Here is a 24,287-nt window from a genome sequence, read left to right as displayed (position 1 = left end):
CCCGAAGGTCGGAGGGCCTCGACTACTGACAGACCACGGACCTCCGGGGTACGGTCACGAGCAGTTCACTCCTGTGGACTACACCACTCCCTCTACTCGGATCGTCCGGCACGTTCCTGCCGGTGAAGGGGGCCTCCACCATGGCCACTGTTACGTTCGACAAGGCGACCCGCATCTACCCGGGCTCCGAGAAGCCCGCCGTGGACGGCCTGGAGATCGAGATCGAGGACGGCGAGTTCCTCGTCCTCGTCGGTCCTTCCGGCTGCGGAAAGTCCACCTCCCTGCGCATGCTCGCGGGCCTGGAGGACGTGAACCAGGGTGCGATCCGCATCGGTGACCGCGACGTCACGCACCTGCCGCCGAAGGACCGGGACATCGCCATGGTGTTCCAGAACTACGCGCTCTACCCGCACATGACCGTCGCCGACAACATGGGCTTCGCCCTGAAGATCGCCGGCGTCAACAAGGCCGAGATCCGCCAGAAGGTCGAGGACGCGGCGAAGATCCTGGACCTCACCGAGTACCTGGGCCGCAAGCCCAAGGCGCTCTCCGGCGGTCAGCGCCAGCGTGTGGCGATGGGCCGCGCGATCGTCCGTGAGCCGCAGGTCTTCCTCATGGACGAGCCGCTGTCGAACCTCGACGCCAAGCTCCGCGTCTCCACGCGTACGCAGATCGCGTCGCTCCAGCGCCGCCTCGGCATCACCACCGTGTACGTCACCCACGACCAGGTCGAGGCCATGACGATGGGTGACCGCGTGGCCGTGCTCAAGGACGGGCTCCTCCAGCAGGTCGACTCGCCCCGCAGCATGTACGACCGCCCGGCGAACCTCTTTGTCGCGGGCTTCATCGGCTCCCCGGCCATGAACCTCGTCGAGGTCCCGATCACCGACGGCGGCGTGAAGTTCGGCAACTCCGTGGTGCCCGTGAACCGCGAGGCCCTCAGCGCCGCCGCCGACCGCGGCGACCGCACGGTCACCGTCGGCGTCCGCCCCGAGCACTTCGACATCGTCGAGCAGAACGGCGCCGCCGCGAAGTCGCTCTCCAAGGAGAGCGCGGACGCCCCGGCCGGCCTCGCCGTCTCGGTCAACGTCGTCGAGGAGCTCGGCGCCGACGGCTACGTCTACGGCTCCGCCGAGGTCGGTGGCGAGCACAAGGACCTGGTCGTCCGCGTGAACGGCCGCGCGGTCCCGGACAAGGGCACCCAGCTGCACGTCGTGCCGCGGCCGGGCGAGACCCACGTGTTCTCCACCTCCACCGGCGAGCGCCTCACCGACTGAGCCGAGCCGGCTGCCGGGCGAGCCCCGGCATCGCTTCCGACGGGCCCCGCACCGACCGGTGCGGGGCCCGTCGTTGTCGACAAATACCCCGGCAGAGCGACCACTTCGACCTCCCTGCGTCAACACCGTGAAAGAAAAACCTGGTTCACCGTCGCTCGACCGAGTGACTAAATGTCGCCAAATCATCACCGAGCGCTACGCTCACTCGCGTGACGCACTCCGCCAACTACTTCCAGAAGTCGCGCCGAGCCCACCGGGGCCCCGCCCGCCGCATCGGCCGCACGCTCGCTCTCGTCCTGCCCGTGATGCTGGTGCTCTCCGGGACCCTCGCGGTCACCAGCGTCAACTGGTCGGGTGACACGTCGGATTCAATGCTCACCGCATCCGCCGACGACCTGTCCAAGCCCCGCACGTCCCGCGCCCCGCAGGACATCCTGCGCGACAAGCTCCTCCTGGAACTCCAGGAGAAGGACCCGGGCGTGGCCCTCACGCACCTCCAGCGCGAGGTGGACCGCCACCCCTCGCTGGCCGAGCACTGCATGTCCATCGCCCGCGCCCTCGGCCGCGCCGCCGTGCAGGCGTACGGCCCGACGCGCGCCCAGTCGTACGCCAGGCCCGTCTGCGACACGTCGTACGCGACGGGTGTGGCCACGCACCAGAACCGCTGAGCGGGGCCGGCCGCGGCCGGCTCGCCGCTACCGCCGCGTAGGGTTTCCGGCATGACCACGCAGAACCCCACGCAGGCCGTCGTCCTGGCCGGAGGCCAAGGCTCCCGCCTCCGGCCGTACACCGACGACCGGCCCAAGCCGATGGTCGAGATCCCCGGCACCGGGACTCCGATCATCGGCCATCAGCTCGCCTGGCTGGCCGCCGAGGGCGTGACGGACGCCGTCATCTCCTGCGGTCACCTCGCCGAGGTCCTCCAGGAGTGGCTCGACTCCGCCGACCTCCCGCTGAACGTCACCACGGTCGTCGAGAAGGAGCCGCTCGGCCGCGGCGGCGGCCTCAAGTACGCCGCCCGCCACCTCCCGCACGCGGACCGCCCCTGGTACGCGACGAACGGTGACATCTGGACCCGTTTCTCGCTGCGCGACATGGCGGCCTTCCACGCCGAGCGGGACGCCACCGCGACGCTCGCCCTGGCCCGCCCCCGCATCCCGTGGGGCGCCGTCGAGACGGACGCGTTCGGCCACATCACGGACTTCATCGAGGCGCCGCCGTCGCCCTACCTCATCAACGCGGGCGTCTACGTCTTCTCCGCCGCCTTCACCGCGCTCCTGCCCGACCTCGGCGATCACGAGCGCACCACGTTCCCCCGCCTGGCCAGGGAGAAGCGCCTCGCCGGCTTCCCGCTCCCCCAGGGCGCCTACTGGCGCGCCATCGACACGGCCAAGGACCTCACCGAAGCCGCCAAGGAACTGGCCGCCCAGAGGAGCTGACCCGCATCCCGGCGCATACGCCACGCCAGTGGGGCCCCGCACGCCATCCGTGCGGGGCCCCACCGTCGTCGTACCACCCGGTCAGTTGCCGAGGACACCGCCGAGGAGACCGGGCCGCCGGCCCTCGGAGCCGCCGGTGCCGCCGCTGCCGCCCGTGCCGCCACCGGTAGTGGTGGAGCCGCCGCTCGTGCCGCCGGACGTCGGCCCCGCGGTCGTGGCCGGGGCCTGCTGCTGCTGTTCCTGCGGCGTCGTCTGCTGCGGCGGAGCCTGGCCCGCGGCGCCGGTGCTGCCCTGCGTCTGGCTGGGCTGCCCGGCGGTGCCCGCCGTGCCCGTCTCGCGGGCGGCGCCGGGGGCCGTGGCGCCCTGCGTCGGCCCCGCGGAGCTGCCGCCCTGCGTGGGCGAGCCGGTGGTGGCGGAGGGGCTCTGCGCCTGGCGCCGCTGCTTCTTCGCCGGGTCGCCCGGCAGCGGGGAGCCCGGCTGTTCGTTGCGCGGGGCCTCGCCGGGACCCGGCACGGTGACCCGGTCCGCGTCGCGCACCGCGCTGCCCAGGAGTGAGCCGATGAGCAGCGTCAGGCCGATCGCCACACCGCCGATGAGACCGCCGCGCCGCAGCACGCGCCGCCGCAGGTCCCAGATGTCGACGCGCGGCCCGAGCGTGCGCCAGGCCTCGCCCGCGAGGCGGCCGTCCACGGAGTAGAAGGGGGCGCCCGCGATGATCAGCGGGGACCAGGCGGCGAGGTAGATGATGTCCGGCGCGTCGTAGGCGGGGACGGTCCTCCAGCTCACGGTGACCAGGAGCGCGGCGGAGAGCAGCACACCGACCGTGGCCGCGACCCGCTGCCAGAGTCCCAGGATCGTCAGGACGCCGACGATGACCTGGAGGAAGGCGACGGTGAGGCCGGCGCCCACCGGGTGCTGGAGCGCGAAGTCGCGCAGCGGCTCGGCGAGGGCCCAGGGGTGCAGGGACGTGAGCCACTTGACCATGGAGCCGCGCTCGCCGCCGTCGAAGTAGACGGGGTCGCAGAGCTTGCCCATGCCCGCGTAGACCGAGATGAGGCCGAGGAAGACGCGGAGCGGCAGGAGGACGACGCCGAGGTTCATCCGGCGCCCGGGGTAGTAGGCGTGGCGGACCGGGTCGGCGCCGTGCCGCCGCCTGTCGTCCTCGCCCTCGTCCCCGTCGTCGTACCCGGTCTCGTACGCGTCGTCGTCCTCGTACGAGTCCTCGTGGGCGTCGAGGCGCTCGCGCTCGGCGATCCGCTCGTCGTAGTCGCTGCTGGGCATCCGCATCTGCGGCAGCAGCTGGGTCTCGGGGGTGCGGCCGCCGGGGATGCCGGGCGTCGCGACGGTGTCGGGGCCCTCGTCGTAGCCGACGCGGGGGATGACCTGGGTGGCGCCCGCGTCCTCGAAGGGGCCCGTGTCCTCGGCCGAGCGGCGCACGCTGTTGCCGCGCACGGCCTGCAGGAGTCTGATGGCGCCCGTGTCGTCCGGCTCGGACCTGCCGCTCCAGACGACGGGCGTGCGCCGCTTGGCGGCGGCGCCCGCGGCGGGGATGCGCACCGTCGGGCCGACGGCGTCCAAGTGCCGGGAGATACGCGGGGATTGAGTCTGCCCAGCGGCAGGGAGCTGCACGCGGAAGCTCGCGTGATTGACGATGACCTGCGCCGGGTCGCTCGGCACCTTCACCATGCTCAGCGCGGGAGCCTCGTCGAAGCCTGACGAGCTTCCCCCCGTGGGAGTGCGGGATGTTCTGGTGTCCACACTCATCTAACCGAGTGATGTGTGTTTAGGACACTGCCTTGACCACGGAGAAATGTCCGGACCGCGTCAAGTGATCAACGCGGCCCGGACAGGCGGGTCTCAGCTGCGGCGACGCGAGGCCTCGTAGAGCACGACACCCGCCGCGACACCCGCGTTCAGCGACTCGGTGCCGCCGGGCATCGGGATGCGGACGCGGTAGTCGCACGTCTCGCCGACCAGGCGGGACAGGCCCTTGCCCTCGCTGCCGACGACGATGACGACGGGGCCGCCGAGCGCCTGGAGGTCGCCGACCTCGTGCTCGCCGTCCGCCGCGAGGCCGACGACGGCGACGCCCGCCTTCTTGTACTGCTCCAGGGCGCGCGTCAGGTTCGTGGCGCGCGCGACCGGCGTGCGCGCCGCCGCGCCCGCCGACGTCTTCCAGGCGCCGGCCGTCATGCCCGCGGCACGCCGCTCCGGCACGAGGACGCCGTGCCCGCCGAAGGCGGAGACGGAGCGGACGACCGCACCGAGGTTGCGCGGGTCCGTCACCCCGTCGAGCGCGACGATCAGCGGGTCCTCACCGGCGTCGTACGCGGCGGCGGCGAGGTCCTCGGGGTGCGCGTACTCGTACGGCGGGACCTGGAGGACGAGGCCCTGGTGGTTCAGGCCGTTCGTCATGCGGTCGAGCTCGGGGCGGGGGGCCTCCATGAGGTGGATGCCGCCGCGCTCGGCCGCGAGCTGGAGCGCCTCGCGCACCCGCTCGTCGTTGTCGATGAACTGCTGGACGTAGAGCGTGGTGGCGGGCACGCCGTCGCGGAGCGCCTCGAAGACCGGGTTGCGGCCGACGACCATCTCGGAGGTGCCCTTGCCGCCGCGGTTCTTGGCCGCGGGACGGCGTCCCGCCGCCTTCTTGGCCTTGGCGGTGGCGATCCGGTTCTTCACATGCCCCTTGCGCGCCTCGGCGGGCGGCGTCGGACCCTTGCCCTCAAGGCCGCGGCGCCGATTGCCGCCGCTGCCGACCTGCGCGCCCTTCTTGCCGGACATGCGGCGGTTGTTAGCGGCCATGACCTACCTGTCTGTCGTGTTGCGTGGGCTCGTACGTGCGTACGCGCCCGGAGGTGTACGTCTATGCAGTGTGCCGCCCGGGGGGCCGGGCGGCACATCAGCGGTGTTCGATTCAGCGCGGACCGAGCGTCCAGCGGGGTCCCGTCGGGCTGTCCTCGATGACGAGGCCCGACCGGCCGAGCTGGTCGCGGATGGCGTCGGCGGTGGCCCAGTCCTTGCGGCCGCGGGCGGCCTCACGCTGGTCGAGGACCATGCGCACGAGGCTGTCGACCACGCCGCGCAGGTCCTCGCCCCGCTCGCTCTCGCCGTCGGCCCACTGGGGGTCGAGCGGGTCGAGGCCGAGGACGCCGAGCATGGCCCGCACCTCGGCGAGCCGCGCCACGGCGGCTTCCTTGTCGTCGGCGGCCAGGGCGCTGTTGCCCTGCCGGACCGTGGTGTGGACGATGGCGAGCGCCTGCGGGACGCCCATGTCGTCGTCCATGGCGTCGGCGAAGGCCGGCGGCACCTGGGCGGCGGGCTCGACGACGCCGCCCGCCATCTCCACGACGCGCTGCACGAAGCCCTCGACGCGGGCGAAGGCTGACTCCGCCTCGCGCAGGGCCTCTTCGCTGTACTCGATCATCGAGCGGTAGTGCGGGGTGCCGAGGTAGTAGCGCAGCACGATGGGGCGCCACTGCTTGACCATCTCGGAGACGAGCACCGAATTGCCCAGCGACTTGGACATCTTCTCGCCGCTCATGGTGACCCAGCCGTTGTGCACCCAGTACCGCGCGAAGGCGTCGCCGAAGGCCTTGGCCTGGGCGATCTCGTTCTCGTGGTGGGGGAAGATCAGGTCGATCCCGCCGCCGTGGATGTCGAACTCGGCGCCCAGGTACTTGTGGGCCATCGCCGAGCACTCCAGGTGCCAGCCGGGCCGGCCGCGGCCGAAGGGCGTCTCCCAGGCGGGCTCGCCCGGCTTGACGGCCTTCCACATGGCGAAGTCGCGCGGGTCGCGCTTGCCGGGGACGCCCTCGTCGGGCTGGCGCAGGTCGTCGATGTCCTGGTTGGAGAGCTCCAGGTACTGCGGCCAGGAGCGCACGTCGAAGTAGACGCTGCCGTCCGCCTCGTAGGCGTGGCCGCGCTCGATGAGCCCGCGCATCATCTCGACCATCTCGGTCACGTGCCCGGTGGCGCGCGGCTCGTAGGTGGGCGGCAGGCAGCCGAGGGCGTCGTAACCGCTGTTGAACGCGCGCTCGTTCTCGTACCCGATCGACCACCAGGGGCGGCCCTGCTCGGCCGACTTCTTGATGATCTTGTCGTCGATGTCCGTCACGTTGCGCACGAACGTCACGTCATAGCCGCGGTAGGTGAACCAGCGGCGCATGATGTCGAAGTTCAGGCCCGACCTGATGTGGCCGATGTGCGGGGCCGCCTGCACCGTGGCACCACAGAGGTAGATCGAGACACAGCCGTCCTGGAGCGGGCTGAAGTCACGGATCTGCCGGGCGCTGGTGTCGTACAGGCGAATCGTCACCACTCCAGGGTAGTGGGCGCGAGGCAGTGCCCCACGCCCCCTTCCCCCACAGAACACGAACCGCCCCGCACGACCGCCCCCTCGGACCCGTCCGACGACCTTCCGCGCCGAGACGCGCCCGCCGCGCTGCCCTCGGCCGTCATCTCCGCGGTGCCGCAGGATCTCCGCGTACGGGTACGGGACTGCCGCCCGGCTGGATCGTGGCCATCGTGACCCCGCGTCCCTCAGCAGGGTCCCGCGGGCGGCGGGGGCACTCCGCCCGTCAGGGCAGACGGAGCAGCGTCCAGCGGCCTTCAGACCCGGCCGACGACCTTCCGCGCGGAGACGCGCACGACCACGCGTTCGCCGTCCTCGCCCGCGGACGGGTTGAACTCCGCGTACTTCTTCCCCGTGTACTTCACCGACAGCTCGTCGATCAGCTCCTGGCCGCCCTCCGTCGTCATCTCCGCGGTGCCGCGGATCTCCGCGTACGTGTACGGGGCGTCGGCCGGCTGGACCACCACCGTCACCCGCGGGTCCCGGCGGAGGTTCCTCTCCTTGCGGCGCCCGACCGTCGTCGAGAACAGCACGTCGTCACCGTCCCGCTTCACCCACACCGGTGACACCTGCGGACTGCCGTCCGGCTGGATCGTGGCCACCATGATGAAGACGGGGGTGTCGAGCAGGGCCTTGAGGTCGTCGGACAGTTCCGCGGACATGGGCTTCACTCCTTCGTGGACGGCCGGCGACGTCCATCGTCGTCAGGACGCGCCGCTGCCGTCATCGCCTGTACGAGCCATACGTCTACCCGATATCGGCCTCATGCCGTCGTACGGACGACCAGTGCCGTGGCGACCGCCGCCAGTCCGTCGCCCCGGCCGGGGAAGCCGAGGCCGTCGGTGGTGGCGCCGGAGACCGACACCGGCGCGCCGGCGGCCTCGGAGAGGACCTTCTGCGCCTCGTCGCGCCGCTTGCCGATCTTGGGCCTGGGACCGATGACCTGCACCGCCACGTTGCCGATGGTGAAGCCGGCGTCGCGGACGACGCGGGCGGCCTCGGCGAGCAGGGTGAGCCCCGAGGCGCCGGACCACTCGGGGCGGCCGGTGCCGAAGTGGGCGCCGAGGTCCCCGAGGCCCGCGGCCGAGAACAGCGCGTTGCACGCCGCGTGGGCGACGACGTCGGCGTCGGAGTGCCCGGCGAGGCCGGGGCCCTCGTCGTCCCACTTCAGGCCCGCGCACCAGAGGTCGCGGCCCTCCTCGAAGGCGTGGATGTCGGTGCCGACGCCGACCTGCGGCAGCACGACCCGCGGTGTCTCAGAAGCCATCGTTGGCCCTCCTGCGGGCGAGCACGGCCTCGGCGAGGACGAGGTCGAGGGGGCGCGTCACCTTGAAGGCCTCCTCGTGGCCCGGCACGACGACGACGGGCAGGCCGAGCCGCTCCACCATGCCGGCGTCGTCCGTGACGGCCTCCGTGACGGTGTCGTGGGCGCGCCGGAGCGTGGCGTGGTCGAAGCCCTGCGGGGTCTGCACCGCGCGCAGGGTGGCCCGCTCGGGCGTGGCGACGACGGGCTCGGGGGCGTCGGGCGCCTCCGCGGGGCCGACCTGCTTGACGGTGTCGGCGAGCGGCAGCGCGGGCACCACGGCGGGGGCCCCGTCGCGTACGGCCTCGATGACGCCGTCGACCGTGTCGACGGGCACCAGGGGGCGGGCCGCGTCGTGCACGAGCACGATGTCGATGCCGGGCGGCAGGGCGTCGAGGCCGGCCCTGACGGACTCCTGGCGGGAGTCGCCGCCGGGCACGACGACGAAGTCGGTGCGGTCGGGCAGCGCGTGGTCGTCGAGGAGGGTCTTGACCTCCTGGGCGCCGTCGGGCGGTGCCACCACGACGACGAGGGAGACGGCGCGGGACTCCGCCATGGCGCGGACCGCGTGGATGAGCATCGGGGTGCCGTTCAGCGCGCGGAGCGCTTTGGGGGCGCCAGGGCCGAGGCGCACGCCCCGGCCGGCCGCGGGAATGACCACCGCGGTGCGGGATTCGCTAGACATCGGTTCCGTTCAGGTTTGTGTGCTCGGCCGACGTGGGTATGGCCTGGGCGTGCCCCCGCTCGAACAGGTCGAGAGCCGGGGGAGTGCCGGGCCGACGCCCTTGACCGGACCCTTCCGTGACATCTGGTCGAGCCGACTGCCGGAGCCCGGCACGCCACACCGCGACATGCCGCCCACTTCGGGTACGGACATGCCGCAGTGCCCGGCGACTCCTCGAAGGGTCAGCGGGCACCGCGGCATGGATGCGCGTGGACGGCCTGGGCACTGCCGTCAGGCCGTGCGCGTCAGGACGCGAGGACCTCGTCGAGCAGGGCCTCGGCCTTGTCCTCGTTCGTGTTCTCCGCGAGGGCGAGCTCGCTCACCAGGATCTGGCGCGCCTTGGCGAGCATGCGCTTCTCACCTGCGGACAGTCCACGCTCGCGCTCCCGGCGCCACAGGTCACGCACGACTTCCGCGACCTTGATGACGTCGCCCGAGGCGAGCTTCTCGAGATTTGCCTTGTAACGACGCGACCAGTTCGTGGGCTCTTCGGCGTACGGCGCGCGCAGTACTTCGAAGACCCGGTCCAGCCCGTCCTGACCGACCACATCACGCACGCCGACGAACTCCGCATTGTCCGCTGGCACACGTACCGTCAGATCGCCCTGGGCGACCTTCAGCACCAAGTAGGTCTTGTCCACGCCTTTGATCTGGCGAGTTTCGATAGCCTCGATCAGCGCGGCCCCGTGATGGGGATAGACCACGGTGTCGCCAACCTTGAACGTCATGTGACAGGTACCCCTTCCGTGGCTATCCATCCTAACACGAGAACTGCCTCTTCTGAATGGCGTTTTCGCAGGTCAGGGCATATCTCGGGGCTTGACAACAGCAACAGGAACGTGCTGCGGAGGCCTCCCGGAAGGGGGTATTCGCAGGTCGGAGCGGCTCTCCGGGACGGGAGAAACGTGGGCGTTACGCGCCCCCGGAGGGCGCCCGAAGAGGCCGAACGTCCCGATTTGCGCGGTTCCAAGCGGTGAACTTTCGCTACTCCGTTCGGCGAGCGAAGGACTGTGTCACACTCCGCGCCGCGCGTTTGCCGGAATTGATCAAGCCGCGGAAGATCAATTCTCCGTACGTCCACGCATTCGTCGCCGGAAATCCGCGGGACCGACGCCCGGAGCACGTGACGGCGCTTATACGAATGGGAGACGCGCGGCCATTGGGGCGGGCGGTTCGGACGAGCCCCGTCGAGGCTGGTGACCCGTAGGGGCGGGTCGGGTGCGGCGGTGCGCCGGCGGCTCGGTAACCTGAGCGCGCTGACACACTCTTAGGGCGGCTTTACGGCCGCCCGAACCGCCCGTACCTCTCTCGCCCAAGGAGTTGCCGCCGCCGTGAGCCGCAGCCTTCGACGCGGCGCCATCGCCGCCACCGCCATCGCGTTCTCGCTTGCCTCGCTCGCCGCGTGCGGCGCGGGCAACAACGCCGAGACGCTGGAGGTCAAGCCGGACAACGCGGCGATCTCCGTCGGTGACATCAAGATCCAGAACGCCCTGGTCATCACGCAGCCCGACCTGAAGTCCAAGGGTCCCGCCGTGATCTCCGCGACGGTCTTCAACTCCGGCTCCTCGGACCAGACCCTCGACTCGATCACGGTCAACGGCACCGGCAAGAAGGCCGAGATCACCCCCGCCAAGGGCGACGCGAAGACCAAGGCGAAGGGCCCGCTGACCATCCCCGCCGGCGAGTCCGTCGTGATCGGCGGCAAGGGCAACGCCTCCGCCGTGCTGCCCAGCAGCCGCGACTCCGTCAAGGACGGCAACGCGCAGCGGATCACGTTCTCGTTCAGCAAGACGGGCGACGTGCGGCTCCAGGCGTTCGTCGTGCCCGCCGAGAGCTACTTCACCGAGTGGGGCCCGACCGAGGTCCCGAAGGCGCCGGAGACCCAGCCGTCCGCCCCCGCCGACGCCTCCGGCGAGCCGGACGCCGGCGCGAGCGACAAGCCCGCGGGCGAGAACGGCGGCCAGGCCGAGGGCCACGAGGGCGAGGCCGGCGCCGACCCGTCCGCTCCGGCCGACGGCGGCCAGGCCTCGGCGGAAGCCGGCACCGGCACCCAGCACTGATTCCCGTACGCGCACCCGCGTACGGAGGCTCGGACACACGGAAGGGCGGGACCCGGTCGGGTCCCGCCCTTCTCGCCGTTCCCGGCCGCCGTCCTCGGTGGCCTACCGGCCTATCGGTCCTTCGGCCTACGGCTCGAACTTGTAGCCGAGACCGCGCACCGTCACCAGGTAGCGCGGGGCGCCCGGGTCCGGCTCGATCTTGGCGCGCAGGCGCTTGACGTGGACGTCGAGGGTCTTGGTGTCCCCCACGTAGTCCGCACCCCAGACGCGGTCGATGAGCTGCATACGGGTCAGGACGCGGCCCGCGTTGCGCAGCAGCATCTCCAGGAGGTCGAACTCCTTGAGCGGCAGGTCGACCTTGGAGCCGGAGACCGTCACCACATGGCGGTCCACGTCCATGCGGACCGGGCCCGCCTCCAGGGCCTGCGGGGCGACCTCCTCGGGCTCACCGCGGCGGCGCAGGACCGCGCGGATGCGGGCGACCAGCTCCCGCGAGGAGAACGGCTTGGTGACGTAGTCGTCGGCCCCTATCTCCAGGCCGACCACCTTGTCGATCTCGCTGTCCTTGGCGGTGACCATGATCACCGGGACGTTGGATCGGCCGCGCAGCTGTCGGCACACCTCGGTGCCGGGCAGGCCGGGCAGCATGAGGTCGAGCAGGACGAGGTCGGCGCCGTTGCGCTCGAATTCGTCGAGTCCGTCCGGGCCTGTCGCCGCGATGGCGACTTCGAAGCCCTCCTTGCGGAGCATGTAGGACAGAGCGTCGCTGAAGGATTCCTCGTCCTCGACGACGAGCACTCGGGTCACGGAAGGACCTCCGGGGCAGGAATGGGTTCGTACGTAGTGGTCGCAGTGGTCGCGTCGGGTGGGGTGGTCTCGTCGTCGAGTCCGCCGCCGTGACCGGTTCCGCGGTCGCGGTGCGCGGCCGCCTCCGGCAGCCGCAGGGTGAACGTGGAGCCCTGTCCCTCCGAGCTCCACACCGTGACCTCCCCGCCGTGCGAGGCGGCCACGTGCTTGACGATGGCGAGGCCGAGGCCCGTACCGCCGGTGGCCCGCGAGCGGGCCGGGTCGACGCGGTAGAAGCGCTCGAAGATGCGCTCCTTGTCCTTGTCGGAGATGCCGATGCCCTGGTCGGTGACGGCCACCTCGATGAAGTCGCCGCCGGGTGCGGTGACCCGGCGGGCGGCTATGCCCACGCGGGTGCGGGCGGGGCTGTAGTTCACCGCGTTCTCGACGAGGTTGCCGAGGGCCGCGGCGAGCTGGCCGCGGTTGCCCCAGATCTGCAGCTCGGCGGTGCCGCCCGCCGCCATGGTGATCTGCTTGTGCGAGGCCTGGTGCCGGCTGCGGTCCATCGCCTCCGCCACCAGTTCGTCGACGCGGACGGGCTCCGCGTCCTCCAGGGGGTCGTCGTTCTGCACCCGGGAGAGGTCGATCAGCTCCTGCACGAGGTTGGTCAGGCGGGTCGCCTCGATCTGCATGCGGCCCGCGAAGCGCTCGACGGCCTCGGGGTCGTCGGAGGCGTCCATGACCGCTTCGGAGAGCAGGGAGAGCGCGCCCACCGGGGTCTTCAGCTCATGGCTCACGTTGGCGACGAAGTCGCGGCGCACCGCCTCGATGCGGCGGGCCTCCGTGAGGTCCTCGACCAGCAGCAGCACGAGCCGGGAGCCGAGCGGCGCCACCCGGGCGGAGACCGCCAGGGCCTCGCCGCGGCCGGTGCCGCGCCGGGGCAGGTCCAGTTCGACCTGGCGTATCTCCCCGTCGCGGCGGGTGTCGCGGGCCATCTGGAGCATCGGGTCGACGGCGAGCTTGCCGCCGCGCACGAGCCCCAGTGCGTACGCCGCCGAGCTGGCCTTGACCACGCTGTCGCCCTCGTCGAGGACGACGGCGGAGGAGCGCAGCACGGACAGGACCGTGTCGACCCCCGGGGGCAGCACGGGATCGGTGTGCAGGGAGGTCCGGGTGGGGCGTTTCTGGTCGCGCTCGCTCCAGCGGAACGCCAGCATGGCGATGACACCGGTACACACTCCGGCGATCGCTGCCACTGCGGCGACCGCCGCGTTCACGTCCATGTGACCAGGTTATGCGCCGGTTGCGTGTCGGCCACAGCCATACCGGGGCCGCCTCGAACACTCGTCGCCCAGAGTTCACCGTGGGGACCGCACCGGTTCACTTCCCCCGGACGTCCCGGCCGGGGGCCGATCGGAAGTGCCGCCACGCGTCTCCCACAGTTCACCTTGATGATGGAGGCGGTTCACGCGGGGTCCGGGAAAGGGACGCGTGCGGGCCGCACCGTGGGAGCGTGGGGGCCAGCCCCCTGGGACGTACGAGAGAGGGACAGTCACATGCGGGACGCGTACCACGAGGAACTTGACTCGATCGGCGAAGGCCTGGTGGAGATGGCCCGCCTGGTCGGGTCCGCGATCGGGCGCGCCACGACGGCCATGCTCGACGCCGACCTGAAGATGGCCGAGAGCGTCATCGCCGCCGACCAGAAGGTCGACGATCTCCAGCACGACCTGGAGGCGCGCGCGATAGCCCTGCTGGCGCGGCAGCAGCCGGTCGCCACCGATCTGCGCATCGTCGTCACCTCGCTGCGGATGAGCGCCGACCTGGAGCGTTCGGGGGACCTGGCCCAGCACGTGGCGAAGCTCGCCCGGCTGCGCTTCCCCGACTCGGCGGTGCCGCACGACCTGCACGCCACCATCCTGGAGATGGGCCAGCTCGCGCAGCGCCTGATGGCGAAGGCGGCGGAGGTCATCATCACCAAGGACGTCGACCTCGCGCTCCAGCTGGAGCAGGACGACGACGAGATGGACCAGCTCCACCGCACGCTCTTCCAGCACCTGATGGACGACCGCTGGAAGCACGGCATCGAGACGGCCGTCGACGTGACCCTCCTCGGCCGCTACTACGAGCGGTTCGCGGATCACGCGGTGTCGGTGGCGAAGCGCGTCGTGTACCTGGTCACGGGGGAGCACGCGGACGAGATCCAGCCCACGGGGACGCCGGTGGAGGGGGCGTAACCCGGTCGGCGGCTCCTCGCGGCAGGTCGGCGGCTCACCGGCACAGCGGTGCCCCGCACGGGGTCAGGTCCGTGCGGGGCACCGTCTCGCGCGGTCAGCCGCAGCTGCCGCCGCACTGGCAGCTGCCGCCGGACTGGCAGCCGCAGCTGCAGCCCGAGCCGCAGCCGCAGGCGCCGAGCAGCACGAGCCTCGGCAGGTCCGGGGTGTCGGCCGACGGCTCGGGGGCTGCTCGGTTCTTGAGGGACTCGGCCATGGGGGTCCTCCTCGAAAGCATGGGGAGTACGGCAAGCGCGCACCCCCATTGCATGCCCGGCAGGGCGGGCGCATCAACGGCGCACACGCGCGTGGCCGGGCCTCCGCGCACCGGCGCCGCACCCGCCGCGCACCCGCGTCGCACCCGGCGCAACGCCCCAGGTGAAACACCCTCCCCGACTGTCACAGCAAGGGATAGGCGTACCACCGTCGCCCCGATGACGTACGGAGGCGTGGAGTCCCCACACCTCACGCGGCGGCCGGCGGAGCCGGGTCACCCTCCCCTGTCATACCCGTCCCGCACGTGTCGATCCGGTCGTGATGGGGCGCTTTGTCGCCAACCGGGCGTGACGGGGCAGCCACGTACGGACGTTCGAGCTAGACAGGAAGGTCCGGGACACCCGTCGTCCGAGGGGGGCCTGACCGATGGTTCTGACGATCAACGTGGCGGTCCTGCTGGCGGTCATCATCGTCCTGCGTCTGCGCAGGCGCACCGAGGCCCGCAAGCGGAGCGACGAGCAACTGACGGTGGTGATCGTCCTGGTCTTCGGCGTCCTGATCGCCCCGACGGCGTTCGGCCAGTGGATCCGGGACGTCGTGGGCAGCATGGCGGAGGGGATCACTCGGTCGGGGACGCCTTGAGGCCCTCGCCCGTCCGCCCGGGCTTCCTCTGTGCCCGCGCCCGGTACTCGTCCAGGAACCCCACGGCGATCAGCGACAGCACCGCCGTCAGGCCGAAGGCGGCGGTCAGGGCGTTCAGCGTGCCGTAGGGGCCGCTCGCCGCCACGGTGCGACCGCCGTCCAGCAGGCAGTCGAAGCCCAGGGGGACGTACGACGGTTCATGCCCGGCGAGTCGGTCGAGCGTGCCGGGCGGCAGGGACCGGCAGGGAACCGCGGGCGAGGACCCCGCGCCGGACTCGGCTTCGCTCGCGTCCCACTGGACCAGGCCGAGCCCGATCACGTACACGATGACGGCTGCGGCAGCCGCCGCGCCCACGCTCCACCGCAGCAGGTCACGGGCCCAGTCCGGCCGGCGCCCGGGGGCGACGACCGATATCAGCTTCACCACGACCGCGATGGCCCAGAGCGGCACGGCGAGCAGGGCGCCGTACATCAGCAGGATGAACATGCCGCCGCCTTCCGGGCGTTCCTCGTCGCCGTCGCCGTCTTGGCCGTCCTGGCCGTCCTGGCCGTCCTGTGCCAGACGTCATGTCGTGCCGGTCGGTTCCCCCACGCTGCCGGGGGGCCGGCGGCGGGCCGGTCGGTGCGTCGGCGGAGGCGCGGCGGACGGTGAGCAGGAGCGGCGTTACGACGGGCTGGAGCCGACGGGCCGACAGGTCAGAGAGGGACGACGCGGACCTCGTTTCCGCAGAGCTTCGTCATGGCGTCGCTGCCCGACGACCCCGGTACGACGACAAGCCCCCTGCTCGCGGAAATCCGCGGGCAGGGGGCGTGAGGCTGAGGCAGGGCTACTTCTTCTTGCCCTGGTTCTTGACCGCCTCGATCGCCGCCTTCGCGGCTTCCGGGTCGAGGTAGGTGCCGCCCGGGTTGAGGGGCTTGAAGTCGGCGTCCAGTTCGTAGGAGAGCGGGATGCCGGTGGGGATGTTCAGGCCCGCGATGTCGGCGTCGGAGATGCCGTCCAGGTGCTTGACCAGGGCGCGCAGCGAGTTGCCGTGCGCCGCCACCAGGACCGTGCGGCCGGTCAGGAGGTCGGGGACGATGCCGTCGAACCAGTACGGGAGCATGCGGACGACGACGTCCTTCAGGCACTCCGTCTGCGGGCGCAGCTCCGGGGGGAGCGTGGCGTAGCGCGGGTCGGAGAACTGGGAGTACTCGGCGTCGCGGTCCAGCGCCGGCGGCGGGGTGTCGTACGAGCGGCGCCACAGCATGAACTGCTCCTCGCCGAACTCGGCGAGCGTCTGGGCCTTGTCCTTGCCCTGGAGGGCGCCGTAGTGGCGCTCGTTCAGACGCCAGGAGCGGTGGACCGGGATCCAGTGGCGGTCGGCCGACTCCAGCGCGAGCTGCGCCGTGCGGATCGCGCGCTTCTGGAGCGACGTGTGGACCACGTCGGGGAGCAGGCCGGCGTCCTTGAGCAGCTCACCGCCGCGGACCGCCTCCTTCTCGCCCTTCTCGTTGAGGTTGACGTCCACCCAGCCGGTGAACAGGTTCTTCGCGTTCCATTCGCTCTCGCCGTGGCGGAGGAGGATCAGCTTGTACGGTGCGTCGGCCATGCCCCTGAGCGTAATCGAACCCCCGTGGGCCTCGCGCGCGCGGGCGCGGGCTCATCGGTTGACGGGTTCCGTCAATTGACTGGCGGGGCGAAAGCGGCTGCTCGTAATGTTTCCATGCCGCTAGAGACACTTACAGCTAGAGGCACTCACAGCAGAGGCACTCACAGCTAGAGACACTCACACGCACGCCAGAGCCATTCGCACGTGCGAGAACCTTCGCGCATGCGAGGCGTCGTTCACACGTGCGAGACGTTCACACCGCCCCGGGGGACCACCATGCCTGTCACCGCCATGAGACGTGCCGTCACGGAGAGCGTGTCGGGGTTGCCGCGCGCCTTCTGGTGGCTGTGGACGAGCACGCTGGTCAACCGGCTCGGGGCGTTCGTCGCCACGTTCATGGCGCTGTACCTGACGCTGGAACGCGGGTACTCCGCCTCGTACGCGGGGCTCGTCGTCGCGTTGCACGGGCTCGGTGGGGTCGTCTCCTCCCTGGGGGCCGGGGTGATGACCGACCGGCTCGGGCGGCGGCCCACGCTGCTGGTCGCGCAGGCCTCGACGGCCGTGACCGTGGCCGTGCTCGCCTTCGTCGAGCACCCGGCGGCCATCGCCGGGGTCGCCTTCCTCGTCGGGATGGCGAGCAACGCCTCGCGGCCCGCCGTGCAGGCGATGATGGCGGACATCGTGCGGCCCGAGGACCGCGTGAGGGCCTTCTCGCTCAACTACTGGGCCATCAACCTCGGCTTCGCCATCTCCTCCGCGGGAGCCGGGTTCATCGCCGCGTACAGCTACCGGGCCGGGTTCCTCATCGAGGCCGCCATGACGATGGCGTGCGCGATCCTCGTCTTCATCAAACTGCCGGAGTCGCGGCCCGTGCGCACCGCGCTCGAGAAGGCCGCGGAGCCGGAGGTCGGGCTCGGGACCGTGCTGCGGGACGGGCGGTTCATGGGGGTCGTCGGGCTGTCGTTCCTCGTGGCCCTCATCTTCCAGCAGGGGTCGCTGGGGCTGCCGGTCGCCATGGGCGAGGCCGGGTTCACGCCCGCCGACTACGGCTTGGCCATCGCCGTGAACGGCGTGCTGATCGTCGTCCTGCAGATCCCGGTCACCCGTTTCATCGAGCACCGGGACCCGCGGCGGCTGCTGGTGATCTCCTCGGTCGTCGCCGGGTACGGCTTCGGGCTCACCGCCTTCGCGGGCTCCCTCGGCGTCTTCGCGCTGACGGTGTGCGTGTGGACGCTCGCCGAGATCGTCAACGCGCCGACGCAGACGAGCCTGGTCGTGCGGCTCTCCCCCGTCCACGGGCGCGGCCGCTACCAGGGCATGTACACGACGTCGTGGTCCGTGGCCGCGCTCGTCGCCCCGCTGATGTCCGGCTTCATGATCGATCGGTTCGGGGCGGAGTGGCTGTGGGGGACGTGCGCGCTGCTCGGCACCGCGGCCGCGCTCGGCTACTGGGGGCTGATGCGCAAGCTCCCCGAGGAGACGCCGCCCCTCACCGAAGCCCCCGGCCCCGCCGGCCCCACCGGCCCCACAGAAACCACCGCCGAAGCCGCCGCCGGAGCGACCGGGGTCATCGCCGGAGCCGCCGAGGTCATCCCCGCACCCCCCGCTGCCCCTCGTGCAGATTCCGTGGCCGCACCACACCCGTAGTGCCGTACAGCTCCAGCCGCGCGTGGAGGTCGCCGGTGAAGTCCGGTAGGTCGATCTGGTCGAACTCGCGGACGGTGTTGAGGCCGACCGTGGCGCTGTAGGGCGCCAGGCCGTCGATCTTCATGAGGCCCGCGCGGCCGTTGGTGACGCGGATGTTCCAGTGCGTGAAGCGCGCGCCGAAGAGGGGGCCCGCGCTCGCGTCGCCGCCGTGCCGGCCGTCGTTCTCGACGGTGATGTCGGTGCGTACGTTCGCGAAGGGCATCCCGCGGTGGCTGTCGAAGGTGCCCATCTCCATGAGGCCGCGCGACCAGACGTTGTGTGACGAGAGGCCCTCGACGTTGATGCCGTGCAGTTGTGTGCCGGGTGGGGCCGGGGCCGTACGGGCGTCGATCCGGAAGTCCTCGATCAGGTTGTCGTGCGAGCCCTCGCGGCAGAAGTACGGGTGGTGTGAGCCGCGGCCGGTCACGCGCGTGTGGCGCAGCGTGCAGGCGGAGGCGGCGACCAGGCCGAAGCCGTTGTCGACGTGGCGCACGACGACGTCCTCGGCCCAGCAGTCGTACGCGCACTGGAACGTGACGCCGTTGAACCCCTTGTCGAGGAGGTGCGGGGCCTGCGGGGTCTCGACGGCCTCCAGGGTGAGCCCTGCCACGCCGGAGCCCGTCAGGGCCCGCGCATGGGTGGTGAGTCGCGGGTCCCACTCCGGGCGCACGTCGAGGGGCAGGGGGCGCTCGAAGGTGACTGTGCGCCTGCGGCGGTCGACGGAGGCGATCCTCACGGGCCACTCGTACGGGACGTACGAGGTGAGCTTCGTCTTGTCGTCCCAGGTGTACGCCTCGGGGCCGGGTCCGCCGCCCGCCATGTGCTCCAGAAGGGTGTGCCCGGGGTCGTCCGACAGACGCAGGAGTACGAGGTCTCCCGCACGGAGTCGGGACGCGTCCGCCACCCGTGCGCCCCAGGAGCCGCGCCGCACCGCGCCCAGCGGCGTCAGTGTGCGCCATGCGTCGCGCGTGTTGCCGGTCCAGCCCTCGAAGGGCCACGCCGTGGCCTTGATGGCGGTGGTGAGTTCGTCGTAACGGGCCTGCGGGCAGAGCCAGATGAGGCCGCCGGCCCAGGACCAGCTCGACTTGTCGCCGCCGTAGCGGGAGCCGTAGGGGCCGATCAGCTCGGTGAGGCTCTTGGTGGCGAGGAGGGTGGTGCGGTCGCTGCCCGCGCCGCGCAGGGTGACGTGGTCGTGGGCCACGCGGATGACGTCGTCGACGCGGTGCGTGCCCGGCGGCACGAGCACCGTGCCGCCGCCGTGCCGCCCGGCGTCGGCGAGGGCCCGGTTGATCGCGGGGGCCGCGTCCGCCGCGCCGCCGGGCCGCAGGCCGTAGTGGCGGGTGTCGAAGACGCGCCGGGGGCGGGGGAAGGGGTGGCGGCCGGTGCGGTAGCCGGCGTGGCCGATGTAGGGGATCTGGGGGTGCGTGTAGGGGGCGCGGGCGAACTCCCGCCAGATGGGCAGGGTTTGGGCAGGGCCCTCGCCGGGCCCGGCGGCGGCGGCGCGGACCGCGCCGGCGCCGGTCGTGGCCGCCGCCACGGCCATCGCGCCGCCGAGCACGCGTCGTCTGCTGGGGTGGTCCGCCATGCTGCCGCCGCCTTCCGCTCCACCTCGTCCACGTCCATGAACGGGGTTCAGATGTGCGATGGCGGGAGCATGCCACGGCCGGGGTGGAGCGGGGAAGGGGTGGGGCGCTCAGTCCTCGCGGCGGGTCAGATGCGTGAACGCGTCCAGGTTCCGCGTGGATTCACCGCGCGAGACCCGCCACTCGTACTCCTTGCGGATCGCCGAGGCGAAACCCAGCTCAAGGAGCGTGTTGAAGGAGTCGTCCGCGGCGGAGAGCACCGATCCGAGGAGCCGGTCCAGCTCCTCCGGGGTGACCGCGGCCAGCGGGAGTTTGCCGGCCAGGTAGATGTCGCCGAGGGAGTCGATCGCGTAACTCACGCCGTACAGGCGCAGGTTCCGCTCCAGGAGCCACCGGTGCACCGCCGCGTGGTTCTCGTCCGGATGGCGGATGACGAAGGCGTTCAGGGAGAGCGAGTGGTTGCCGACGATCATCGACAGGGTGGTCGAGAGCTTCCTGGTGCCCGGAAGCTTCACCACGTAGGAGCCCGGTTCGGGGCTCTCCCACTCAAGGCCGGCGTCGTCGAGGGTCCGCTCGACGACCTCACCCGCGGCGGCGCGACCCGCGCCCGAAGAACCGTTCCCGCCTGCCGAAACACCCGTCCGCTCAGCCATGGTGCGAGCGTACGTGACGGCGGAAGTCATGCATGGCCGCGGTGTAGACGTCCGCCGTGACGGACGCCGCGGTGTCCCAGCCGAAGGACTGCGCGTGGCGGGCCGCGGCCTGGCCCATGCTGTCGGCGAGGTGCGGCTGGTCGGCGAAGTCGCGGAGCACGCGCGCGTAGCGGGCGGGTTCATGGCCGGACACCAGGAAGCCCGTCACGCCGTCCCGCACGGCCACCGGGAGGCCGCCCACCGAGGCCGCGAGGACCGGCGTGCCCGCCGCCTGCGCCTCTATGGCGACGAGGCCGAAGGACTCGCTGTAGGACGGCATCACGAGGACCGAGGCCGCGCGGAACCAGTCCGCGAGCTGGTCCTGGCCCACCGGCGGCTGGAAGCGGACCACATCGGCGATGCCCAGCTTCGCGGCCAGCTTCTGCAGGCCCTCCGGCTTGGCGAGGCCGCTGCCGCTGGGCCCGCCGACGATGGGCACGACGATGTTGGAGCGCAGGGCGGGCCGCTCGTCCAGGAGGACGGCGACCGCGCGCAGCAGCACGTCGGGGGCCTTCAGGGGCTGGATGCGGCCCGCGAAGAGCGGGACGAGCGCGTTCTGCGGCAGGCTGAGGCGGTGGCGTGCGGCGGCGCGGCCGTCGGCGGGGCGGAAGCGGTCGAGGTTGACGCCGGGGTGGACGACGGCGACCTTGCCGGGATCGGCCTCGTAGTGGCGGACGAGTTCGCCGGCCTCTTCGGAGGTGTTGGCGATGAGCCGGTCGGCGGCGCGCACGATCTGCGTCTCGCCGATGACGCGGGCCGCGGGCTCGGGGGTGTCGCCCTCGGCGAGCGCGGCGTTCTTGACCTTGGCCATGGTGTGCATGGCGTGCACCAGGGGCACGCCCCAGCGCTCGGCGGCGAGCCAGCCGACGTGGCCGGAGAGCCAGTAGTGGGAGTGGACGAGGTCGTAGTAGCCGGGCCGGTGGCCCGCCCAGGCCTGCATGACGCCGTGCGTGAAGGCGCAGAGCTGGGCCGGCAGCTCCTCCTTGGCGAGGCCTTCGTAGGGGCCCGCGTCGACGTGTCTGACCAGGACTCCGGGCGCGAGTTCCACGGCGGGCGGGAGCGCGCCGGTGGTGGCGCGGGTGAAGATCTCCACCTCGATGTTGATCGCCGCGAGGCGCTTGGCCAGCTCGACGATGTAGACGTTCATGCCGCCCGCGTCGCCCGTGCCGGGCTGGTGCAGGGGCGACGTGTGCACGCTCAGCACGGCCACGCGCCGGGGCCGCCGCGGGGTGCCTGGCATGCGGAGCCGTGAGGGGGCCGATGGGGAGCGACGCCCGAGCCTGGACACGTATTGGCTCACGTGGCGGTCCTCCTTGCGTACGGGCATGACGACGGGGAGGGCGTACGTACCTCCAGAGGACTGAACACCGGAGGTTTCTGCTCCATTTCCTCCGGGGGCCTTTTTGCCAAAGCATTACCCGGCCGTCTCAACCGTCGCTGCCGCATACCCTTTCCCCATGGCCCCGCGTACCCCTTCCCGCCCCGTGGGAACGGTGACGCGCGGGACCACGAACCCGAACCGCCTGCGCCGCATGGACCGCTGGATCGCCGCCACGCACGGCGCGGCGCTGCGCCGCTCCCCCGACCCCGTGGCCGTCGACCTCGGCTACGGCGCCGCCCCCTGGACCGCCGTCGAACTCCTCCTGCGGTTGCGGGCCGCCGCTCCACGCACGCGTGTCGTGGGCGTCGAGATCGAACCGGCCCGGGTCGCGGCCGCGAAGCCGTACGAGCGGGAAGGCCTCACGTTCCGCCACGGCGGCTTCGAGGTGCCCCTGTCCGGCAGCCCCGCCCTGATCAGGGCCGCGAACGTCCTGCGCCAGTACGACGAGGACCAGGTCGCCGCCGTCTGGGAGCGGCTCCGCGCGCGCCTCGCACCCGGCGGGCTGCTCGTCGAGGGCACCTGCGACGAGATCGGTCGGCGGCACGTCTGGGTGGCGCTGGGTCCCGAGGGGCCGCGTTCGGTGACGTTCGCGGCCCGGCTCGGCTCGCTGGAGCGCCCCTCCGATCTCGCCGAGCGGCTGCCGAAGGCGCTGATCCACCGGAACGTGCCGGGCGAGCCGGTCCACGCGTTCCTGCGGGACTTCGACCGGGCCTGGGCGGCGGCGGCCCCGTACGCCTCCTACGGCGCGCGGCAGCGCTGGATCAGGGCGGCGCGCGACCTCCGCGGCGACTGGCCGGTCCTCGACGGGGCTTCGCGGTGGCGGCAGGGGGAACTGACGGTGCGGTGGGAGGCGCTGGCGCCGCTGACCGGGTGAATCCGTCCGGCCAAGGCCGTGACCTGCGGGGAACGAACTCGGCGTGCCGTTCGTCACATGAGGCGGGTGGGAGATCAGAGTTGCCGTAGCACTCTGTCGCAAAAGGGCGCCGACATGGCACCATCCCGGAAGCGACCGCAAGTTACTGACGGTAAATCAGGTTCTTTTGGGGGTGCAGGGCGTGACCGGCAAGCGATGCTCGACGGCGGCGACCGTGGCGCTGATCTGCGCGACGGCTGTGGTGGTGACCGCACCGGGAGCGGCACACGCGAGCCCTTCGTCCCCGACGAGACCGACGGCTCCGACGCCCCGGTCGGACGAGTCCCTCGAAGAGGTCCGCAAGGAGATCGAGAGGCTCTATCACGACGCGGGCGTGGCGACGGACGCGTACAACGCGGCCGAGGAGAAGGCCGACAAGCAGTCCGAGCAGATCGTGAAGCTGTCCGAGGACATCGCCGACGGCCGGGCGAAGCTGAAGAAGCTCAAGGCGCGCGCCGGCGCCGCGGCCCGCTCGCAGTACCGCGGCGGTGGCATGCCGGACGAGGCCCAGCTGATGCTGAGCGACGACCCCGGCGAGTTCCTCGACGGCGCCGGACGCGTGCGGCAGGGCCACAAGGCCACCAAGAGCATGCTGACCGAGCTGTCCCGCACGCAGGAGGACCTGCGGATCTACGCCGAGGACGCCACGGCCCGCTGGAAGAAGCTGGAAGCCAACCGCAAGGCGAAGGCCGCGTCGAAGAGGAAGATCAAGAAGAAGATCGCGGACGCGGAAAAGCTTGAGTCGCGGCTGGAGAAGAAGGAGCGGGAGCGGCTGCGCGAGCTGGAGAAGGCGGCGGCCCGCGAGAAGCAGTCCGCGTGGGTGGACTCGGGCGTCCTGAAGGACATCGGCGCCAAGGCCACCCCGCAGGGCAAGAAGGCCATCGCGTTCGCCACGGCCCAGATCGGCAAGCCCTATGTGTGGGGCGCCGAGGGCCCGGGTTCGTACGACTGCTCCGGGCTCACCTCGAAGGCGTGGGCGGCGGCCGGGCAGGGCATTCCGCGGACCTCGCAGGAGCAGTGGAAGCGGCTGCCGCGCGTCGACATCAAGAACATGCGCCCCGGCGACCTGATCATCTACCACGCGGACGCCAGCCACGTCGGGATGTACGTGGGCGACGGCACGATCGTGCACGCCCCGCGGCCGGGCCGCGACGTCACGACCGCGGGGGCGGGCTCCATGCGGATCCTGGGCGTGGTCCGGCCCGACAAGTAGCCGGGCGGCGCGCCGGGGCCGCGCGGCACGGGGGTGTGACGTGGCCCGCGTGGGGGTGTGGCGTGGCCCGCGCGTGGGGGTGGGTCGTGGCCCGCGCGCGGGGGGTGTGACGTGGCCGTCCGCCGGGTGTGACCCAGTGCACGGGCCGGGGTCCCGCTC

General features: G+C 71.8%; 24 protein-coding genes. 9 read left to right on the top strand and 15 right to left on the bottom strand.

Annotated elements, in window-relative coordinates; translation table 11 throughout:
* The first annotated feature begins 140 nt into the window (after positions 1-140).
* The 3 genes from DCW30_RS22230 to DCW30_RS22220 all read left to right on the top strand — a co-directional run bounded on the left by DCW30_RS22230 (position 141) and on the right by DCW30_RS22220 (position 2,716).
* The gene (locus DCW30_RS22230) at positions 141-1,277 is read left to right on the top strand and encodes an ABC transporter ATP-binding protein (RefSeq protein ID WP_062773066.1); all 1,137 of its coding nucleotides are present in this window, start codon (positions 141-143) and stop codon (positions 1,275-1,277) included.
* 209 nt (positions 1,278-1,486) lie between these two features.
* On the top strand, positions 1,487-1,945 hold the full coding sequence (locus DCW30_RS22225; protein ID WP_062773069.1) for a hypothetical protein: 459 nt from the start codon (positions 1,487-1,489) through the stop codon (positions 1,943-1,945).
* Positions 1,946-1,996: 51 nt separating this feature from the next.
* Positions 1,997-2,716, top strand: a complete 720-nt coding sequence (locus DCW30_RS22220) for a nucleotidyltransferase family protein (protein WP_076685521.1) — start codon at positions 1,997-1,999, stop codon at positions 2,714-2,716.
* Positions 2,717-2,797: 81 nt separating this feature from the next.
* Here DCW30_RS22220 and DCW30_RS22215 read toward each other — a convergent pair whose 3' ends face one another.
* From DCW30_RS22215 to DCW30_RS22185, 7 genes are all read right to left on the bottom strand, one after another.
* Entirely contained in the window at positions 2,798-4,480 is a 1,683-nt protein-coding gene (locus DCW30_RS22215; protein WP_076685520.1) for a DoxX family protein, read from the bottom strand.
* A gap of 93 nt (positions 4,481-4,573) precedes the next feature.
* On the bottom strand, positions 4,574-5,518 hold the full coding sequence (gene rlmB / locus DCW30_RS22210; protein ID WP_062773076.1) for a 23S rRNA (guanosine(2251)-2'-O)-methyltransferase RlmB: 945 nt from the start codon (positions 5,516-5,518) through the stop codon (positions 4,574-4,576).
* 112 nt (positions 5,519-5,630) lie between these two features.
* A complete protein-coding gene (gene cysS / locus DCW30_RS22205; RefSeq protein WP_076685519.1) occupies positions 5,631-7,031 on the bottom strand; it encodes a cysteine--tRNA ligase in 1,401 nt (466 codons plus the stop codon).
* A gap of 293 nt (positions 7,032-7,324) precedes the next feature.
* On the bottom strand, positions 7,325-7,729 hold the full coding sequence (locus tag DCW30_RS22200) for a PPOX class F420-dependent oxidoreductase (RefSeq protein WP_062773080.1): 405 nt from the start codon (positions 7,727-7,729) through the stop codon (positions 7,325-7,327).
* Positions 7,730-7,830: 101 nt separating this feature from the next.
* Positions 7,831-8,334 (bottom strand): 2-C-methyl-D-erythritol 2,4-cyclodiphosphate synthase, encoded by a 504-nt coding sequence (ispF, locus tag DCW30_RS22195; RefSeq protein ID WP_076685518.1) that lies wholly within the window; start codon positions 8,332-8,334, stop codon positions 7,831-7,833.
* Positions 8,324-9,055, bottom strand: a complete 732-nt coding sequence (gene ispD, locus DCW30_RS22190; protein WP_076685517.1) for a 2-C-methyl-D-erythritol 4-phosphate cytidylyltransferase — start codon at positions 9,053-9,055, stop codon at positions 8,324-8,326. Before ispD ends, ispF begins: the two co-directional genes overlap by 11 nt.
* Positions 9,056-9,339: 284 nt before the next feature.
* On the bottom strand, positions 9,340-9,822 hold the full coding sequence (locus tag DCW30_RS22185; protein WP_003953493.1) for a CarD family transcriptional regulator: 483 nt from the start codon (positions 9,820-9,822) through the stop codon (positions 9,340-9,342).
* A gap of 603 nt (positions 9,823-10,425) precedes the next feature.
* Here DCW30_RS22185 and DCW30_RS22175 point away from each other — a divergent pair.
* Positions 10,426-11,154 (top strand): copper chaperone PCu(A)C domain-containing protein, encoded by a 729-nt coding sequence (locus DCW30_RS22175; RefSeq protein ID WP_076685515.1) that lies wholly within the window; start codon positions 10,426-10,428, stop codon positions 11,152-11,154.
* Between the two features lie 126 nt (positions 11,155-11,280).
* Here the strand turns inward: DCW30_RS22175 and phoP are convergent, their stop codons facing one another.
* Entirely contained in the window at positions 11,281-11,952 is a 672-nt protein-coding gene (gene phoP / locus DCW30_RS22170; protein WP_467539963.1) for a two-component system response regulator PhoP, read from the bottom strand.
* A 5-nt stretch (positions 11,953-11,957) separates the two neighbouring features.
* On the bottom strand, positions 11,958-13,223 hold the full coding sequence (phoR, locus tag DCW30_RS22165) for a two-component system sensor histidine kinase PhoR (RefSeq protein WP_062773092.1): 1,266 nt from the start codon (positions 13,221-13,223) through the stop codon (positions 11,958-11,960).
* 273 nt (positions 13,224-13,496) lie between these two features.
* Here phoR and phoU point away from each other — a divergent pair, with 273 nt between their 5' ends.
* Positions 13,497-14,177, top strand: a complete 681-nt coding sequence (gene phoU / locus DCW30_RS22160; RefSeq protein ID WP_062773095.1) for a phosphate signaling complex protein PhoU — start codon at positions 13,497-13,499, stop codon at positions 14,175-14,177.
* Between the two features lie 94 nt (positions 14,178-14,271).
* Here the strand turns inward: phoU and DCW30_RS36770 are convergent, their stop codons facing one another.
* On the bottom strand, positions 14,272-14,430 hold the full coding sequence (locus DCW30_RS36770; protein WP_162933577.1) for a hypothetical protein: 159 nt from the start codon (positions 14,428-14,430) through the stop codon (positions 14,272-14,274).
* A gap of 425 nt (positions 14,431-14,855) precedes the next feature.
* Here DCW30_RS36770 and DCW30_RS22155 point away from each other — a divergent pair, with 425 nt between their 5' ends.
* Positions 14,856-15,071, top strand: coding sequence for a hypothetical protein (locus DCW30_RS22155; protein ID WP_076685514.1), 216 nt, complete (start codon positions 14,856-14,858; stop codon positions 15,069-15,071).
* Here the strand turns inward: DCW30_RS22155 and DCW30_RS22150 are convergent.
* Positions 15,049-15,558: a hypothetical protein gene (locus DCW30_RS22150; protein ID WP_076685513.1), complete on the bottom strand. Its 510-nt coding sequence runs from the start codon at positions 15,556-15,558 to the stop codon at positions 15,049-15,051. The genes DCW30_RS22155 and DCW30_RS22150 overlap by 23 nt on opposite strands.
* 340 nt (positions 15,559-15,898) lie before the next feature.
* Positions 15,899-16,660, bottom strand: a complete 762-nt coding sequence (locus tag DCW30_RS22145) for a phosphoglyceromutase (RefSeq protein ID WP_062773105.1) — start codon at positions 16,658-16,660, stop codon at positions 15,899-15,901.
* Between the two features lie 276 nt (positions 16,661-16,936).
* Between DCW30_RS22145 and DCW30_RS22140 the strand changes: the two genes are divergently transcribed.
* On the top strand, positions 16,937-18,307 hold the full coding sequence (locus DCW30_RS22140; protein ID WP_079250071.1) for an MDR family MFS transporter: 1,371 nt from the start codon (positions 16,937-16,939) through the stop codon (positions 18,305-18,307).
* Here the strand turns inward: DCW30_RS22140 and DCW30_RS22135 are convergent.
* The 3 genes from DCW30_RS22135 to mshA all read right to left on the bottom strand — a co-directional run bounded on the left by DCW30_RS22135 (position 18,249) and on the right by mshA (position 21,921).
* Positions 18,249-19,931 (bottom strand): glycosyl hydrolase family 28-related protein, encoded by a 1,683-nt coding sequence (locus DCW30_RS22135; protein ID WP_076685512.1) that lies wholly within the window; start codon positions 19,929-19,931, stop codon positions 18,249-18,251. The genes DCW30_RS22140 and DCW30_RS22135 overlap by 59 nt on opposite strands.
* Positions 19,932-20,039: 108 nt before the next feature.
* Positions 20,040-20,582, bottom strand: a complete 543-nt coding sequence (locus tag DCW30_RS22130; RefSeq protein WP_062773111.1) for a type III secretion system chaperone family protein — start codon at positions 20,580-20,582, stop codon at positions 20,040-20,042.
* Entirely contained in the window at positions 20,575-21,921 is a 1,347-nt protein-coding gene (gene mshA / locus DCW30_RS22125) for a D-inositol-3-phosphate glycosyltransferase (RefSeq protein ID WP_076689140.1), read from the bottom strand. Before mshA ends, DCW30_RS22130 begins: the two co-directional genes overlap by 8 nt.
* Before the next feature lie 157 nt (positions 21,922-22,078).
* Here mshA and DCW30_RS22120 point away from each other — a divergent pair, with 157 nt between their 5' ends.
* Positions 22,079-22,876, top strand: a complete 798-nt coding sequence (locus tag DCW30_RS22120) for a class I SAM-dependent methyltransferase (RefSeq protein ID WP_205576607.1) — start codon at positions 22,079-22,081, stop codon at positions 22,874-22,876.
* A 172-nt stretch (positions 22,877-23,048) separates the two neighbouring features.
* Positions 23,049-24,128: a C40 family peptidase gene (locus DCW30_RS22115; RefSeq protein ID WP_076685510.1), complete on the top strand. Its 1,080-nt coding sequence runs from the start codon at positions 23,049-23,051 to the stop codon at positions 24,126-24,128.
* Positions 24,129-24,287: the final 159 nt, after the last annotated feature.

Source organism: Streptomyces alfalfae, assembly GCF_004127445.1.
Classification (GTDB): domain Bacteria; phylum Actinomycetota; class Actinomycetes; order Streptomycetales; family Streptomycetaceae; genus Streptomyces; species Streptomyces alfalfae.
The sequence above is the reverse complement of the archived record's forward strand: the minus strand, read 5'-3'. Positions and strand labels throughout refer to the sequence as shown.